The 15,543-nt window shown below is 61.9% G+C and carries 14 protein-coding genes; 10 read left to right on the top strand and 4 right to left on the bottom strand.

Going from position 1 to position 15,543, the window contains the following annotated elements:
• The first annotated feature begins 2 nt into the window (after positions 1-2).
• From FJ938_RS18485 to FJ938_RS18465, 5 genes are all read left to right on the top strand, one after another.
• Positions 3-1,652 carry an ABC transporter substrate-binding protein gene (locus FJ938_RS18485; RefSeq protein ID WP_140696098.1) on the top strand — a complete coding sequence of 550 codons (1,650 nt, stop codon included), beginning with the start codon at positions 3-5 and terminating at the stop codon, positions 1,650-1,652.
• Positions 1,653-1,757: 105 nt separating this feature from the next.
• Complete coding sequence (locus FJ938_RS18480; protein ID WP_140696096.1) at positions 1,758-3,740, top strand: FAD-dependent oxidoreductase; 1,983 nt, start codon at positions 1,758-1,760, stop codon at positions 3,738-3,740.
• Between the two features lie 51 nt (positions 3,741-3,791).
• Entirely contained in the window at positions 3,792-4,901 is a 1,110-nt protein-coding gene (locus tag FJ938_RS18475) for a mandelate racemase/muconate lactonizing enzyme family protein (protein ID WP_140613239.1), read from the top strand.
• A gap of 124 nt (positions 4,902-5,025) precedes the next feature.
• A complete protein-coding gene (locus FJ938_RS18470; RefSeq protein WP_140613238.1) occupies positions 5,026-5,502 on the top strand; it encodes a DUF3828 domain-containing protein in 477 nt (158 codons plus the stop codon).
• Between the two features lie 4 nt (positions 5,503-5,506).
• Positions 5,507-6,106 carry a hypothetical protein gene (locus FJ938_RS18465; protein ID WP_140613237.1) on the top strand — a complete coding sequence of 200 codons (600 nt, stop codon included), beginning with the start codon at positions 5,507-5,509 and terminating at the stop codon, positions 6,104-6,106.
• An 8-nt stretch (positions 6,107-6,114) separates the two neighbouring features.
• On the opposite strand, the gene queF is transcribed toward FJ938_RS18465, so the two are convergent.
• Positions 6,115-6,576, bottom strand: coding sequence for a preQ(1) synthase (gene queF / locus FJ938_RS18460; protein ID WP_140613236.1), 462 nt, complete (start codon positions 6,574-6,576; stop codon positions 6,115-6,117).
• Between the two features lie 134 nt (positions 6,577-6,710).
• On the opposite strand from queF, the gene FJ938_RS18455 reads away from it, so the two are divergent.
• Positions 6,711-8,756: an NADH:flavin oxidoreductase gene (locus FJ938_RS18455; protein ID WP_140613235.1), complete on the top strand. Its 2,046-nt coding sequence runs from the start codon at positions 6,711-6,713 to the stop codon at positions 8,754-8,756.
• A gap of 281 nt (positions 8,757-9,037) precedes the next feature.
• Here FJ938_RS18455 and FJ938_RS18445 read toward each other — a convergent pair whose 3' ends face one another.
• Positions 9,038-9,445, bottom strand: coding sequence for a hypothetical protein (locus tag FJ938_RS18445; protein WP_140696091.1), 408 nt, complete (start codon positions 9,443-9,445; stop codon positions 9,038-9,040).
• Between the two features lie 230 nt (positions 9,446-9,675).
• Here FJ938_RS18445 and FJ938_RS18440 point away from each other — a divergent pair, with 230 nt between their 5' ends.
• Positions 9,676-10,107, top strand: a complete 432-nt coding sequence (locus FJ938_RS18440) for a MarR family transcriptional regulator (RefSeq protein ID WP_140613233.1) — start codon at positions 9,676-9,678, stop codon at positions 10,105-10,107.
• Positions 10,091-10,435, top strand: coding sequence for a PIN domain-containing protein (locus FJ938_RS18435; protein ID WP_140613245.1), 345 nt, complete (start codon positions 10,091-10,093; stop codon positions 10,433-10,435). The genes FJ938_RS18440 and FJ938_RS18435 overlap by 17 nt, the downstream gene beginning before the upstream one ends.
• Before the next feature lie 41 nt (positions 10,436-10,476).
• Here FJ938_RS18435 and FJ938_RS30010 read toward each other — a convergent pair whose 3' ends face one another.
• The gene (locus FJ938_RS30010) at positions 10,477-10,647 is read right to left on the bottom strand and encodes a polysaccharide deacetylase family protein (RefSeq protein WP_246671639.1); all 171 of its coding nucleotides are present in this window, start codon (positions 10,645-10,647) and stop codon (positions 10,477-10,479) included.
• A gap of 17 nt (positions 10,648-10,664) precedes the next feature.
• Entirely contained in the window at positions 10,665-12,737 is a 2,073-nt protein-coding gene (locus tag FJ938_RS18425) for an EAL domain-containing protein (protein WP_140696088.1), read from the bottom strand.
• A gap of 308 nt (positions 12,738-13,045) precedes the next feature.
• On the opposite strand from FJ938_RS18425, the gene FJ938_RS18420 reads away from it, so the two are divergent.
• Both FJ938_RS18420 and tdh read left to right on the top strand, forming a co-directional pair.
• On the top strand, positions 13,046-14,233 hold the full coding sequence (locus tag FJ938_RS18420; protein ID WP_140613231.1) for a glycine C-acetyltransferase: 1,188 nt from the start codon (positions 13,046-13,048) through the stop codon (positions 14,231-14,233).
• 52 nt (positions 14,234-14,285) lie between these two features.
• Entirely contained in the window at positions 14,286-15,320 is a 1,035-nt protein-coding gene (gene tdh / locus FJ938_RS18415; RefSeq protein WP_140613230.1) for an L-threonine 3-dehydrogenase, read from the top strand.
• Positions 15,321-15,543: the final 223 nt, after the last annotated feature.

Raw genomic sequence — 15,543 nt, 5'->3', positions numbered from 1 at the left:
AAATGACAGTCTACAGAAGCAATGGTGATCGCGTTCCAGCCGCTATCGAGGCGATGGCTGAAGAGGCGCGCGCGGGTCGTATGGACCGGCGCGAGTTCCTGGCGCTGGCGAGCGCCTTCGGCGCATCGACGGCCGTGGCCTACGGCATGATCGGCCTTGCGGCGCCCCGACAGGCCTTGGCCGAGGAACCGAAGAAAGGCGGAACGCTGCACGTCTCGATGCCGGTGAAGGCGCAGAAGGATCCCCGCACTTACGACTGGGTGGAAATGGCAAACATCACCCGCAGCTGGCTGGAACCGCTTGTCCGCTATACCAGACAATTCACCTTCGAACCGGTCCTGCTCGAAAGCTGGGACATCAATGACGACGCCACCGAATACACGCTGCATCTGCGCAAGGGCATCACCTGGAACAATGGTGATACCTTCAACGCCGATGACGTGGTCTTCAACCTGACGCGCTGGTGCGAGAAGGGTGCTGCCGGCAATTCCATGGCCGCACGCGTCGGCGCGCTGATCGATGCCAAAACCGGCAAGGCCAGGGACGGCGCCATCACCAAGGTTGACGACAACACCGTCAAGCTGAAGCTCAGCGAACCCGACATCGCGATCATTCCAAACTTCACCGACTATCCGGCGCTTGTGGTCCACCGCAATTTCGATGCCGCCGGCGCCGATCCGATCAAGAAGCCGATCGGCACTGGACCTTTTGAGCTGGTGTCCTACGCGGTCGGCACGAAGGCGGTCGTCAAGCGCCGCGAGAATGGCAAGTGGTGGGGCGGCGAGGCGCCGCTCGACGGTGTCGAATTCATCGACTACGGCACCGACTTCAATGCTTCGGTCAACGCCTTCGATTCCGGCGAGATCGACCTCAATTTCGAGACGCCCTCCGATTTCATCGACATCCTCGACAAGATGGGGCTGGTGAAATCGGAAGTCGCGACGGCGACCACGCTCGTTGCCCGGACCAACATCACGCACAAGCCCTATGACGACCAAAAGGTGCGCAACGCGCTGCAGATGGCCGTCGACAACAATGCCGTCTTGCAGCTCGGCTATAATGGGCGAGGCACGGTCGGTGAGAACCACCATGTCAGCCCGATTCACCCGGAATACTATCCGCTGCCCAAGAAGACCCGCGACGCTGCCGGCGCCAAGAAGCTGATGGCCGAAGCCGGGCAGGCCGACTTCGAGCATGAACTGATCACCGTCGAGGACGATTGGCAAAAGGCCACCGGCGATGCGATCGCCGGCCAGTTGCGTGAGGCCGGCATCAAGGTGAAGCGTACGGTGCTGCCCGGCTCGACCTTCTGGAACGACTGGACGAAATACCCGTATTCGATGACCATCTGGTATATGCGTCCGCTCGGCGTCCAGGTGCTGGCGCTCGGCTATCGCACCGGCGAGGCCTGGAACGAGACGGCGTACTCCAACCCTGAGTTCGATGCCAAGCTCAAGCAGGCGCTCTCGCTGATCGACGTCGCCAAGCGCAAAGAGGTGATGAAGGATGTCGAGCAGATCCTGCAGGATTCCGGCGTCATCATTCAGCCGTTCTGGCAGAAGCTCTACAGCCACATGAACAAGAAGGTGAAGAACTACGGCGTTCACCAGACCTTCGAGATGGATCTCCAGAACGTCTGGCTGGACGCGTAATTCCCGAGGCTTGGCAACAAGCTGTGCCGGCACCGCTCCAAGGTGCCGGCGTTTCCCATCGGCACCAGGCCACTGTGCGATCGCGCGGCGCAGGAGAGAGAGCGTATGCCTGAGCGGGTCTTCAAGCGTCTGTTCGAGCCGGCAAAATTGCGTGGCAAAACGCTGCGCAACCGGATCGTGTTTGGAGCGCATACCGCCAATATGGCCGAAGAGGGGCTGCCGACCGAACGCCATATCGGCTACTACGCCGAACGCGCGATCGGCGGAGCCGGCATGATCGTGGTCGAGCCGATGCCTGTACATCAGGCTGCAGTGCTGACGCGCGGCAACTTTCGCCCCTCCGACGACAGCGTCGTCCCGCATTTTCGCAAAGTGACGGATGCAATCCGCGGCAATGGCGCCGTCGCCATCCAGCAGCTTTACCATGTCGGTCAACACGCGGACGCGGACAACTCGTTCCATGCCGGCTGGTCACCTTCAGGCTTACCGAGCTATCACGACTCCGACGGTTCGCATCGGATGTCCGAGCGCCAGATTGAAGAAACGATCGACGGTTTCGTACAGGCAGCGCGCCGTTGCCGCGACGCCGGCTTCGACGGCGTCGAGGTCTGGGCCGCGTACCATTCGATGCTGGACCAGTTCTGGACGCCCTGGTCGAACCGCCGGGACGACCGATGGGGCGGCAGCCTCCAAAATCGGACCCGGATGAGCCGCGAGGTGATGACGCGCATTCGCAAGGAATGCGGCGACGACTTCATCATCGGTCTTGCCATCAATGACGAACCGGAAGTCGAAGTGGCGCTGAAGCGCGAGGCATTGGCCGAGATAATCGACCTCCACGACCGTGACACCTTGATGGATTATGTTACCTGCGGGACGGGTTCCTACTTCGATTTCTACAAGATCATGCCGACCTTCCTATATCCGGAAAAGCTCGGCGCTGACCTTGCAGCGGTGCTCAAATCGACCGTGAGCCATGCGTTGATCACCGCCGAGAGCCACATCCGTACTCCTGAGAACGCCGAGAGCGTGCTGAGTGAAGGCCGCGCTGACCTTGTCTCCATCGTGCGCGGGCAGATCGCCGATCCGCATCTTGCCGCAAAGGCCGCAGCCGGACGGCACGAGGACATCCGCGGGTGCCTGTCCTGCAACCAGATGTGCTGGGGTCGACGCAGCCGCGACTATTGGATCAGCTGCGTAATCAATCCGTCGGCGGGGCGAGAGTGGGAATGGGGCGGCGACCGCTTCACCGCAGCCGTTCGGCCGAAACGCGTGTTTGTCGTTGGCGGCGGCCCGGCCGGCCTCGAAGCGGCGCGTGTGGCAGCCGAGCGCGGTCACCATGTCACGCTGGCCGAGGCGTCGGATCGCCTGGGCGGCCAATTTCGGCTTGCCGGCCTGCAGCCGCGCCGGGCGCAGATCCTGGACCTCATCGACTGGTACCAGCGCCAGCTCAGCCAGCTTCAGGTGGATGTGCGGTACGGTCAGTATGTAGAAGCGGAGGATATCGAACGCGAAGGCGCGGATCACGTCATTGTCGCGACCGGCTCCATGCCGCAGGACGGCGCTTTTCAGCGGGCACTGCCGCAGTGGGACGGGATTCCGGGTGGCGGCCCAGTTCTTTCTGCCGAAGCTGTGATGGCCAGAGAAGCAAGACCGGGAAAAAATGTGATCGTCCTGGACGATGGCGGCAACTGGAAAGGGTGTGGCACCGCCTGGAAGCTTGCCGAGGACGGGCACAATGTGACGATCGTCACGCCTGACGCCCTGGTTGGCAAGGAACTCCAGCGAATGGCCGCGGATGCGCCGCTGCGTCGGGCACTCGCCGGGCTGAAGGTCAAGTTCGTGACCGAGAGCGCCATCGTGCACTGGGATGGCAGAGTGGCGAGGGTCGCTTCGCTGCTCGACGGGACCGAGCAAGAGGTCGAGGCCGACGCATTGGTCTTCGCCGCCACCAGCATGGCGCAGGACAGCCTGTCCATCGAGCTCGAAAAGCGCGGGATTGCGCACACCTCTATCGGCGATTGTACCGCTTCCAGACAGGCCGCATTTGCCATTCATGACGGGCGCAAGGTGGCGCTTGGTCTTTGACGATCGCGAAAGGCGCCAGACCAGGCAAGCATGAACGGGGCTAATGTCTGAATGCGTATCCAGTCAATCAAAGTCTATCAGGTGCTTCTGCCCGTCAAAGGCGGTGCCTACCGGATGGCCAGCGATACCGTGCAGAATTTGGACAGCACGCTGGTTGAAGTGACGACAGAGGACGGACTGTCAGGCTGGGGCGAGACTTGCCCGATCGGCCCTGTTTATCAGCCGCAACACGCTCTTGGCGCGAGGGCGGCAATTGCCGAAATGGCGCCTGGACTCATCGGCGAGGACACAGCGTCCATGCGCCGCCTCGCCAAAAGAATGGACGAACGGCTGAACGGTCACAACTATGCCAAGGCGGCCGTGGATATCGCTCTCCTCGACCTCGCCGGCCAGCGGTTGCGCGTTCCGGTTTCAACCCTTCTTGGCGGTGCGCTCACCGATCGTGTGCCGTCTTACTATTCGACGATTGTCGGTGCTCCAGACGAGACCGCGCGTATTGCCGCCGACAAGGTCAAGGCCGGTTATCCACGGCTTCAGATCAAGATCGGCGGGCGGAATCTCGAACAGGACGTCGCCACGGTGCACAAAGTATGGGAGGCGGTTGGCTTCAAGGCCCGGATCGCCGTCGACGCCAATCGTGGCCTGACCGCTGCCGCGGCGCTGCACATCGATCGACTTTGCCAGGCAATTCCATTCGTGTTCGAACAGCCCTGCAATACCATGGAGGAAGTCGCGAGCCTCAAGGGACGCGTTACCCATCCGATCTATCTCGATGAGAACACCGAGGATTTAAATGCCGTGCTGCGGGCGGTTAGTTCAGGCATCGCGGATGGTTTCGGACTGAAAGTCACGCGCCTTGGCGGTCTCACCAAGATGGCCACGGTTCGCGACCTCTGTGCGATACGATCGCTTCCGCACAGCTGCGACGACGCCTGGGGCGGGGATATCATTGCCGCGGCATGCGTGCACCTTGCCGCTACCGTCGAGCCGAGACGTTTTGAGGGAGCCTGGATCGCGCAGGAGTACATCGAAGGACATACCGATCCCGTAAACCCGATCGTGATCGAGAACGGGCATATACGCGTCCCGCAGACGCCAGGGCTCGGCGTCAAGCCTGAGCGCACCCAACTCAACGCGCCGATCGCGGCTTTCGGAGACTGAGGATCGAATGATGTGATCCGTGCAAGCAGACGAGCCGCCCGAAGGCTTCATGAGCCGCAAAAAAGCCGATATGCACGATGCGTGATATTGATTGCTGTCCGCAGCCAAACATTCGGGGAAATCCATGAAACTGCTGCTCGCTGCTATCCTGTTGATTGCCGCACCCGCCGCCGCTTGGGCTGGTCCGGCGTCCGACGCCGTGAAGTTCTTCTATGTTCCGCAGGTCAAGTTCGAAGCCGACGCACAATACCGGGATCGCTTCACCGAGCCGGTGACGAAACTGTTCGATCTCAACGACCAGGCAACCAAGAAGAATCCGGACCAGGTCGCCTGCATCGACTTCGACCCAGGTCTGGATGCACAGGATTTCGACCAGAAGGCCATCTCAAAAACGCTGAAAGTGTCCGAGACGGTGGATGGCGACACGGCGCGGGTGGTGGCGAACTTCAGCCTCTTTTCGGAAGGAGACGATTCACAGCGCGAAATGCATTGGTCGCTGAAGAAGGTCGATGGCAAGTGGAAGGTATCGGACATCGCTTCGAAGACCAGCGACTGGACGCTGAGCCAGCTCGAATGCATGACGGGCCAAGATCAGGAGTGATGCGATGGCCCGTCGTCCGATCCTGGCACTGTCGGCGATCTGCCTGTTGGCGGCGAGTTTGAACGGCGCCGCTGCCCAGGGGTTGCTCGGCGCGCCGCCGGCAAACGCTCCGGCCGGGACCGCGCCAGGCGACAGCGGTTCGCCGCCGGCGAATGCGCCCGGCGGGGCCGTGGAGCCGGCAACACCGCCGGTTGCCGGCGGGCCTCCGGCTCCCATCCAGCCAGGGTCACCGACGGCGGTGGTGAGGCCGTTCTACGATCAGGTCGGCCTGGAGATCGATCCGTCGCAGCGCAGCCACTTCGTGGATCCGGCGAAAACGGTGCTCGACAAGAGCGATGGGTTGCGCAAATCCGGGCAGGGCGAGTGCCTTGACCCCAACATGGCGCTCGACAATGCGAACTATGACAAGGACGAGATCGATAAGAGCCTGAAGACACTCGAGGCGATCAATGGCGATCAGGCCAAGGTCATCGTCGCCTTCGTCGTCGCCGGCAACCCGCACCGCCTCGAATGGAAGCTCAAGAAGGTCGGCGGCGAATGGAAAATATCGGACCTTTTATCGGTGACCGGCGAATGGGCGCTCAGCCAATATCAATGCGAATGATGGTCGAACTAGCCGCGCCCGCGATAAGGGGCCACGCCGGTCTCCGGCAGCCAGGCGCCTTCCGGCGGAGCGCCGGTTTGCCAGAAGACGTCGATCGGGATGCCGCCACGCGGAAACCAGTAGCCGCCGATGCGCAGCCACAGCGGCTTGGTCGCCGCCGCGATGCGGCGGCCGATCATGACGGTGCAGTCTTCATGGAAGGCGCCATGGTTGCGAAACGAGGTCATGAACAGCTTCAGCGACTTCGATTCCACCAGAGCCGCATCGGGTGCGTAGTCGATGACGATATGGGCGAAATCCGGCTGCCCGGTGACCGGGCACAGCGAGGTGAATTCCGGGACCGTGAAGCGCACGATGGCGGGCGGTCCGTCACCGCGCGTAAACGGCACGGTCTCCAGGACCGCCTGTTCGGGGCTGTGTGGCGTCTCGACATGCGCGCCGAGCTGGGTGAGGGTTTTGGTATCGATCATGAGTGGCTCCTTGGTGTTGGCCGCTGGAAACTCCACGGCAGCGAACACGAAACAAAGGTCGAACAAGCCCCGCATCCAGTTGGCTGCGGCGCATTTGGGCGCTCATTAGCACAATTTGAAACGGCAGGAAGACGATGACCAGCAACGACCCGCTTCTCCAACCCTACCAGCTCAAACATCTGACGCTGAAGAACCGGGTGATGTCGACCAGCCACGAGCCGGCCTATTCCGAGGACGGCATGCCGAAAGAACGCTACCGGCTCTATCATGCCGAAAAGGCCAAGGGCGGCATGGCGCTGACCATGACCGCCGGCTCGGCCATCGTCTCGCGCGACAGCCCTGCCGCCTTCGGCAATCTGCATGTCTATGACGACCGCATCGTGCCGTGGCTCGCCGAACTCGCGGATGCCTGCCATGAACACGACTGCATGGTGATGATCCAGATCACCCATCTCGGCCGCCGCACCGGCTGGAACAAGGCCGACTGGCTGCCGGTGCTCTCGGCCTCGCCGGTGCGCGAGCCCGCACACCGCTCCTTCCCCAAGACCATCGAGGACTGGGACATCGAGCGCATCGTTGCCGACTATGCGTCCGCCGCCCAGCGCTGCCAGGCCGCGGGTCTCGACGGCATAGAGTTCGAGTCCTACGGCCATCTTATGGATGGTTTCTGGTCGCCGGCCACCAATCACCGCGACGATGAGTTCGGCGGCTCGCTCGACAACCGGCTGCGCTTCACCGACATGGTGCTGGACGCGGTCCGGGCGGCGGTGGGCGACAAATTCGTCGTCGGCATCCGCATGGTCGCCGACGAGGATTTCGAGAAAGGCCTGTCCAAGGAGGAGGGCATCGAGATCGCCAGGCGGCTGGCCGGTTCGGGCAAGGTCGATTTCCTCAACATCATCCGCGGCTCGATCGAGACCGATGCCGCCTTGACGAAGGTCATCCCGGTGACCGGCATGCGGTCTTCGCCGCATCTCGATTTCGCCGGTGAGGTGAGGGCGGCGACAAAGTTCCCGACCTTCCACGCGGCGCGCATTTCCGATGTCGCTACGGCGCGCCACGCGATTGCCACCGGCAAGCTCGACATGGTCGGCATGACCCGAGCACATATCGCCGATCCGCACATCATCAGGAAGGTGATGGAAGGCCGCGAACATGAGATCCGCCCATGTGTGGGCGCCACCTATTGTCTCGACCGCATCTATGAGGGGGGCGAGGCGCTGTGCGTCCACAACGCGGCGACCGGCCGCGAGGCCGATATCCCGCACATCATCGTCAAGACAGATGGGCCGAGCAAGAAAGTCGTTGTCGTCGGCGCCGGTGCCGGCGGACTGGAGGTGGCGCGCGTAGCGGCCGAGCGCGGCCATCAAGTCACGGTCCTGGAGGCGTCGTCACAAGCGGGCGGCCAGGTGCGGCTGGCGACGCAGAATCCGCGCCGCAAGGAACTGATCGGCATCATCGACTGGCGCCTGGCTGAACTCGACCGGCTCGGCGTCGAAATCCGCTACGATACCTGGGCGGAGAAGGACGACGTTCTGGCGCTGGCGCCAGATGTGATCGTTATCGCCACCGGCGGCCTGCCCCAGAACCCACCGCTGACGGCGGGCGACAATCTCGTGACATCGAGCTGGGACATCATGGCCGGCAGCGTCAAGCCGGCCGAAAATGTGCTGCTCTATGACGACAATGGCGGCCATCAGGGCATGGGCGCGGCCGAACTGATCGCCAACAGCGGCTCGAGGCTGGAACTGGTTTCGCCGGAACGCTTCTTCGCGCCGGAAATGGGCGGCATGAACCACGTGCCGTATGTCAGGGCCTTCCAGGAAAGGGGTGTCACAGTCACCATCAACACGCGCCTGCGTTCAGTGCGACGCGAGGGCAATCAACTGGTCGCGGAACTCGCTTCGGATTTTGCCGATGGCTGGCGCGGGGAACGCAGGGTCGACCAAGTGGTGGTTGAGCACGGCACTGTGCCGCTCGATGACCTCTATCTCTCGCTGAAACCGCTCGCGAAGAACGGCGGCGCGGTCGACTACGAACGCCTGGTCAACGGCGGCGACATCTTTCCCGCACGCAATCCGCAAGGATCGTTTGTGCTGTTCCGTATCGGCGACGCCGTCGCCTCGCGCAACATCCATGCCGCCATCTATGACGGGATCCGTTTCGGCCTGCGGATCTGATCCGCGGCCCGCCTAGATCGGCATGTTGAACGGCCTTATGATCTGGATGCTGGATGCGCCCGGCGCGACCGATTTCGGCAACGCGCCCTGTGCCCGCATGATGTGGACGCAGGCCGTGCGCATATCTTGCCGGAGATCGTGATACAGCACGGCCGAGATGCGTCGGCGTTGGTGGCGCGCGGTCTGGCCTGCATACGAGAGCCCATCTATGCCGGCCTGGCCGCGCGCCCGCACGTCATTGGCTCATCGCCGGGCAACGTGCGATCTTTGTAAGCGTATGTTCAGATCATCCTGGCGGCCGCCATGCACGGCACGGTGACCACCAGCAGCCATGCGGCGATGCGTTCGCCCATCGCCATTCTGGCGCGCAATCGAGTTGCGATTTCCGCATTGGCGCCGGCAAGCTGCCTGCTGGGCGCTCTGACCATGGCGCCGAGCACGCCGGCGGCGGCGAATGCGGCCAGGATGCCGAGCGCCAACACCATTTCCATCGAGCCGAAATAGGCGCCGTGGAAAAAATACCACAGCAGCGCCCCGGTCAGGAAGACCATGCCGGCCGCGCCCATCTGCGGCTGGATGAAGCGTTCCGCCTTGATCTCTGGATCGCGGGCAAGCGTGATGGTGGTGCCAGCCCAGAACACTCCCGCCATGACGTGAAGACCGATGACGACGATGTAGACATATTGCATGCCGGCTCTCCTCTCTCGCTTGCTGCGCCTAATAGTTAGATATCTAACTGTTAGATGTCAATGTATAATCGCGAACCTGTTCCCCATCCATGGGAAAACACCATCTAGAGCCGGATGCTCTCAGGTCGATCGACCTGAAATCTGAATGCGCCTCTAGATCAAAGAGATAGAGCATGACGTCGTCCGAAAACCGCTTCACACTTTTCGGCATCATGCTCTAGTGTCCGGCAATGACACCCTTTGAACGCCCGCCTGTCGGCATGAATCTCGGCCGCACAGCCAAGCTTGTTGCACAAGCCTTCGATGCCGCTTTGGTTGAAGCGGGCGGGACCTTGCCGGTCTGGCTGACGCTGCTGTCTGTCAAGTCGAGCAAGCAGGCCAACCAGCGCGAACTCGCCGACATGATCGGCATTCAGGGGGCGACACTGACCCATCATCTCAACGCGATGGAGACACAGGGCCTGCTGACCCGCCGCCGCGATCCCGTCAACCGTCGGGTTCATCTGGTCGAATTGACAGAGGCGGGTGAAACGCTGTTCGAGACGTTGCGGCAAGCAGCGCTCGTCTTCGACAAGCGGCTTCGCGCAGGGTTGTCCGACGAACGGCTGAAGGAGTTCGCGGACATGCTGGCGTTGTTGCGTGCCAATGTCGGCGGGATGTGACGACCGCATTGTTTCGGAACATCTATTCCTGTCCGTTGTCACGGCATCCGAAATCTCAGCCGGAATAGCCAAGGCCGAGCGCGAAGGAGCGACCACGAAAGCCGCTTTGCTCCGCGACTGGTGGCAGGCGATCGAGTGTCTTTATGGAGCGCGGATTCTTCCCTTTGATTTGCGCGCGGCGAATGCCGCCGGAGCGATTGTCGACCGTGCAAGGGCACATCGGCCAGGATACGAGGATATAGCGATCGCCGCGACGGCTGAGGTTCGTGGGCTGACGATATTGACGGAAAACGAGCGCCATTTTGCACCTCTGGGGTGCCAATGCTGAATCTGCTGAAGGTCCTTCCGCCGCCCCCCGCGGCCAATCCATCACTTTAATCGTAGCCAGCGATTGGCGCGCCGGACCAGCGCGCTGTTGGATGCACCGGCCTCAGGATGCATGCCGACCATGAACAGCGTTGCTGGAGCCTGCTCCACCTCCAGCACGTCGAGGATGTTGCTGGTGCCGTTCAGTGGCCCATCGCCGTGGCTGGTTTTCAAGGCGGGCCGGGCTCTACCTACGCCAGGCTGCCTTGCAGCACTGTCAGCCTGGCCTTCTTCGGCATGCGGGCCGTCAGCCATTCCAAAGCCTTGTCGTGCGGCATGGGGAAGGCGATCGAATAGCCCTGCACCTGATCGCAGCCGATCGCCATCAGCGAGTCGAGCTCGGCCTCGGTTTCGGCGCCCTCGGCGACGATCGAGATGCCGAGGCCGCGGGCAAGTTCTGTGATGGCGCGCACGATCTTGGAGTTGTCGCCGTTCTCATGGATGTTCTGGACAAAGCGGCGATCGATCTTGAGCCGATCGATCTCGTTGGGATTGACGTGGCTCAGCGAGGCATAGCCGGTGCCGAAATCATCGAGCTCCAGATGGACGCCGGCTGCCCTGATGTGACGAAGCTTGGCCGCGATGCCTGTCTTCTCATCGTCCAGGATGACGGACTCGACGATTTCCAGCGACAGTTTCTGTGGCGGCAATCCGGCCTTCTCCAGTGTCTCGAACAGGAACGTATCGAAATCGTGCTCGCGCAACTCGGTACCAGAGACATTGACGGCAAGCCGGCCGAAGGCAATCCCGGCACGGTTCCATTCGGCTGCCTCGCTGATCGCCTTGCTGATCACGATGCGACCGATCTCCGGCATGAAGCCGCATTTCTCGGCGACCGGAATGAATTCGCCCGGCGAGATCATGCCGCGCTTGGGATGGTTCCAGCGCACGAGGGCCTCGATGCCGCTGATGGTGCCGTTTGTCAGGGAAACCTGCGGCTGGAAATAAACCTGGAACGCTTTTTCCGAAATGGCGACCTTGATGTCATGCTCGAGCTGCTTGCGGTAGTCGAGCTCGCGACGCAGCTCCTCCGAGAAGAACGAGAAGTTGCCGCCGCCCATCTTCTTGGCTGAGTAGAGCGCCAGATCGGCATGGACGAGCAGGTCCTGGGCATTGTCGGCATCGATCGGATAGACGGCGATGCCGCCGCTGGCGCCAGGAAGAATGGTGGTGCCCTGGAAAATGATGGGCTCATTGATGTGCGCAAGGATACGCCGTGCCAGCATGTTGATATCTTCGGTGCTGCCGGCCCCATTGAGGATCATCACGAATTCGTCGCCACCGAGCCGCGCGCACAGATCCGACGCCCGGCAGGAATCGCGCATGCGCTGCGCCGTCACCACCAGGACGTAGTCGCCGGCGGCGTGGCCAAGCGTATCGTTAATCTGCTTGAAGCGGTCGAGGTCGAGCTGGACTACGGCCAAGCGTTCGCGCCGGCGATGCGCGCCCTTGATCAGCGTGTCGAAATGGTCGGTCAGGAAGGTGCGGTTGTGCAGGCCGGTCAGGCCGTCGTGAACCGCGATGAAGGCCATCGAATTGCGCGCATCGACCAGTTCACGCGTCTTGCGCAGGATCGCGTTGGACATCGGCCTGAAGATGAACAGCGCGACCAGCAGGATGACGCCGAGGGTGGCGAAGAAGAGCGTGCGATGGAGGGCGAGCAGCTTTTCGGAGCGCTCGTCGGCATCGGCGCTGATACGCTGTCCGAGCGCGGCATAGCCCGACAGGGTGGCATTGGCGACCGAGGCATCCAGGTTGACGCGTTCGGCGCCGCCTTTGTAGCCGCCATTGTCGGGATGGTTGAGTTGCGATTCGAAGGCGGAGACCAGACGGTCGCCATTTGCGATCAGGCCAACCGAAAAATAGTCGAGATGGAAGGGCTTGGCGAAAAGCACGCTCTCGATCGATTTTGAATTGAGCTTGGCCGGCGATTCCGGCTTCGCCCCCGTCTGCTTGAGCAGCAGATCGTAGTTCGTCTCGAACTCTGCCGTAGCCTGCTTCAGAGCGCTGACCAGCGCCGGCTGCTTGTCGCGAGAGGCGGCGCCCGTTGCGCTGGCAAGAAAGACGATGCGCTGCGACAATGTTTTCTGCGTGCCGACGATGTCGAGCAAGGTGTGGTTGTGCTGCTGCGTGGCCATCGTCTGCTGCAGCAGGACGAAGGAGGCCGCCACCATGGCGGCAATGATCAGCAGCGCCAGCCAATAGCCGGCCTTGATCAGCAGGATGAGCTTGCCTGAAACGGTTTGCACCGGCTGCTGCGACATTTTCGGGGGCGGCCTCTCGCCAACGGATTCCTGTGTGAGCACCATTGAAGCGTAAACGTTAACAGGACTGGAAATCGACGGTCGGCCGGCAAGGGGCAAAGGGGTAAAGATCGCGAAATGGTTATCGGGTTCTTGCGCGGTCGGCCCGCATTTGAACATTCGTCGTCCCGTACGTCCCCGCATGATCATTTGAGCGATACCCGTGGCGTCTCAGCCGATGCTGCCCGGCCACCCGATCCGGTCGCTTTTACGATGGATTTTTTGCGCTGGGGGGACGACAGTCTGCCCACGTCAAACGAGGCCTGATCATGACCGCAGCATTTCTCTCCCATATCGACAGCGAGCTTGCAGGACTGAAATCCGCCGGCCTCTACAAGTCCGAGCGGGTGATTTCCTCGATGCAGTCGGCGCAGATCGAGGTCGGCGGCGAGAGAGTACTGAATTTCTGCGCCAACAATTATTTGGGCCTCGCCGACAGCGCTGATTTGCGAACGGCGGCCAAGCAGGCGCTCGACCGTTATGGCTACGGCATGGCGTCGGTGCGCTTCATTTGCGGCACGCAGGAGGAGCACAAGCAGCTCGAGGCGACGATTTCATCTTTCCTGGGCCTGGAAGACACCATTCTCTATGGCTCCTGCTTCGACGCCAATGGCGGCCTGTTCGAGACGCTGCTTGGTGAGGAAGACGCTGTTATCTCGGATGCGCTGAACCATGCCTCGATCATCGACGGTGTCAGGCTGTCGAAGGCTAAGCGCTTTCGCTACGCCAACAACGACATGGCCGACCTTGAAGCGCGGCTGAAGGAAGCGAAGGACTGCCGCTTTCGTCTGATTGCCACCGACGGTGTGTTTTCGATGGATGGCATCATCGCCAACCTCAAGGGGGTCCGCGATCTCGCCGACAAATATGATGCGATGGTGATGGTGGACGACAGCCATGCGGTCGGCTTCGTCGGCAGGAATGGCCGTGGCTCGGCCGAACATTGCGGTGTCGAGGGCAGGGTGGACATCATCACCGGCACGCTGGGCAAGGCGCTCGGCGGCGCGTCCGGCGGTTACACGTCGGGCAAAAGCCAGGTGGTCGACTGGCTGCGCCAGCGCTCGCGGCCCTATCTCTTTTCCAACACGTTGATGCCGGCGATCGCCGGCGCCTCGATCAAGGTGTTCGACCTGATCCGCCATGGCGATGCCTTGCGCGAGCGCCTATATGCCAATGCGGCGCGATTCAGGTCCGAAATGGGCAAGCTCGGCTTCACGTTGGCGGGAGCGGATCATCCGATCATACCGGTGATGCTGGGCGATGCGAACTTGGCGCAGGAGATGGCGGCACGCATGCTGAAACGCGGCATCTATGTCATCGGCTTTTCCTTTCCGGTGGTACCGAAGGGCCAGGCGCGCATCCGCACCCAGATGTCGGCGGCGCATTCCACCGCGGATATTGACCGCGCGGTGGCGGCGTTTGGCGCGGTCGGCAAGGAACTGGGCGTGATTTCCTGAACGGCCGGTACCGAAAAACGATTCCGGATCAAGAGATTCAAGGGACAAAAGCATGTCGAACATGATGAAGGCACTGGTGAAGGCCAAGGCCGAACCGGGCATCTGGATGGAAGAGGTGCCGGTGCCGGAGATCGGCCCCAACGATGTGCTGATCAAGGTGAAGAAGACCGCGATCTGCGGCACCGACGTCCACATCTACAATTGGGACCAGTGGGCGCAGAAAACGGTGCCGGTACCGATGGTGACCGGCCATGAATTCGTTGGCACCGTCGCTGATTTCGGTGCGGCGGTCACCGAATACAAGGTCGGCCAGCGCGTTTCGGGCGAGGGGCACATCGTCTGCGGCCATTGCCGCAACTGTCGCGCCGGGCGAGGGCATCTCTGCCGCAACACGCTCGGCGTTGGCGTCAACCGGCCGGGCGCTTTCGGCGAGTATCTGGCGATCCCGCTGCACAATGTGGTACCGATCCCCGATGACGTGCCGGACGAGGTCGCGGCGATTTTTGATCCCCTCGGCAATGCCGTCCACACCGCATTGTCTTTCGATCTGGTCGGCGAGGATGTGCTGGTCACCGGCGCCGGGCCGATCGGCATCATGGGCGCGTTGGTGGCGCAATGCGTGGGCGCCAGGAAAGTCGTCATCACCGACATCAACCCGGTGCGGTTGGCCTTGGCGAAAAAGCTCGGCGTCCAGCACGTCGTCGATGCCTCCAAGGAAAAGCTGCGCGACGTCATGCCGGCGCTCGGCATGACGGAGGGGTTTGACGTCGGCCTTGAGATGTCGGGTGCCGCACCCGCCTTCCGCGACATGATCGACACCATGAACAATGGCGGCAAGATCGCCATCCTCGGCATCGCGCCGACCGGCTTCGAGATCGACTGGAACAAGGTCATCTTCAAGATGCTGCACCTGAAAGGCATTTACGGGCGCGAAATGTTCGAGACCTGGTACAAGATGATCGCGCTGGTGCAGGGGCCGCTGGATGTGTCGGGGTTGATCACGCACCGGATCGGCATCGACGATTATCAGGCTGGGTTCGATGCGATGCGCAGCGGCAGCTCGGGCAAGGTGGTGATGGATTGGTGAGGGGCGTTGATAGAGACGTAGAGTTCCTTCGCCCCCTCTGTCCTGCCGGACATCTCCCCGAAAGACCTGTGTGGGCGAAGAGCGCCACCCTATCCTATCCTTCGTCATTCTAGGGCGGAGCAAGGAGCGAAGCGACGCCCGCAGACCCTAGTCACCTGAATCTGAAGTTCGGTTCATTGTCTTCTGGCAGAAGCGCTTGACCGACGCGAGGATTTGGTCGGCG

The organism is Mesorhizobium sp. B2-4-14 (assembly GCF_006442155.1).
Taxonomy (GTDB): domain Bacteria; phylum Pseudomonadota; class Alphaproteobacteria; order Rhizobiales; family Rhizobiaceae; genus Mesorhizobium.
Note: the sequence above shows the minus strand (reverse complement) of the source record. Positions and strands in the feature narration are given on the sequence as shown.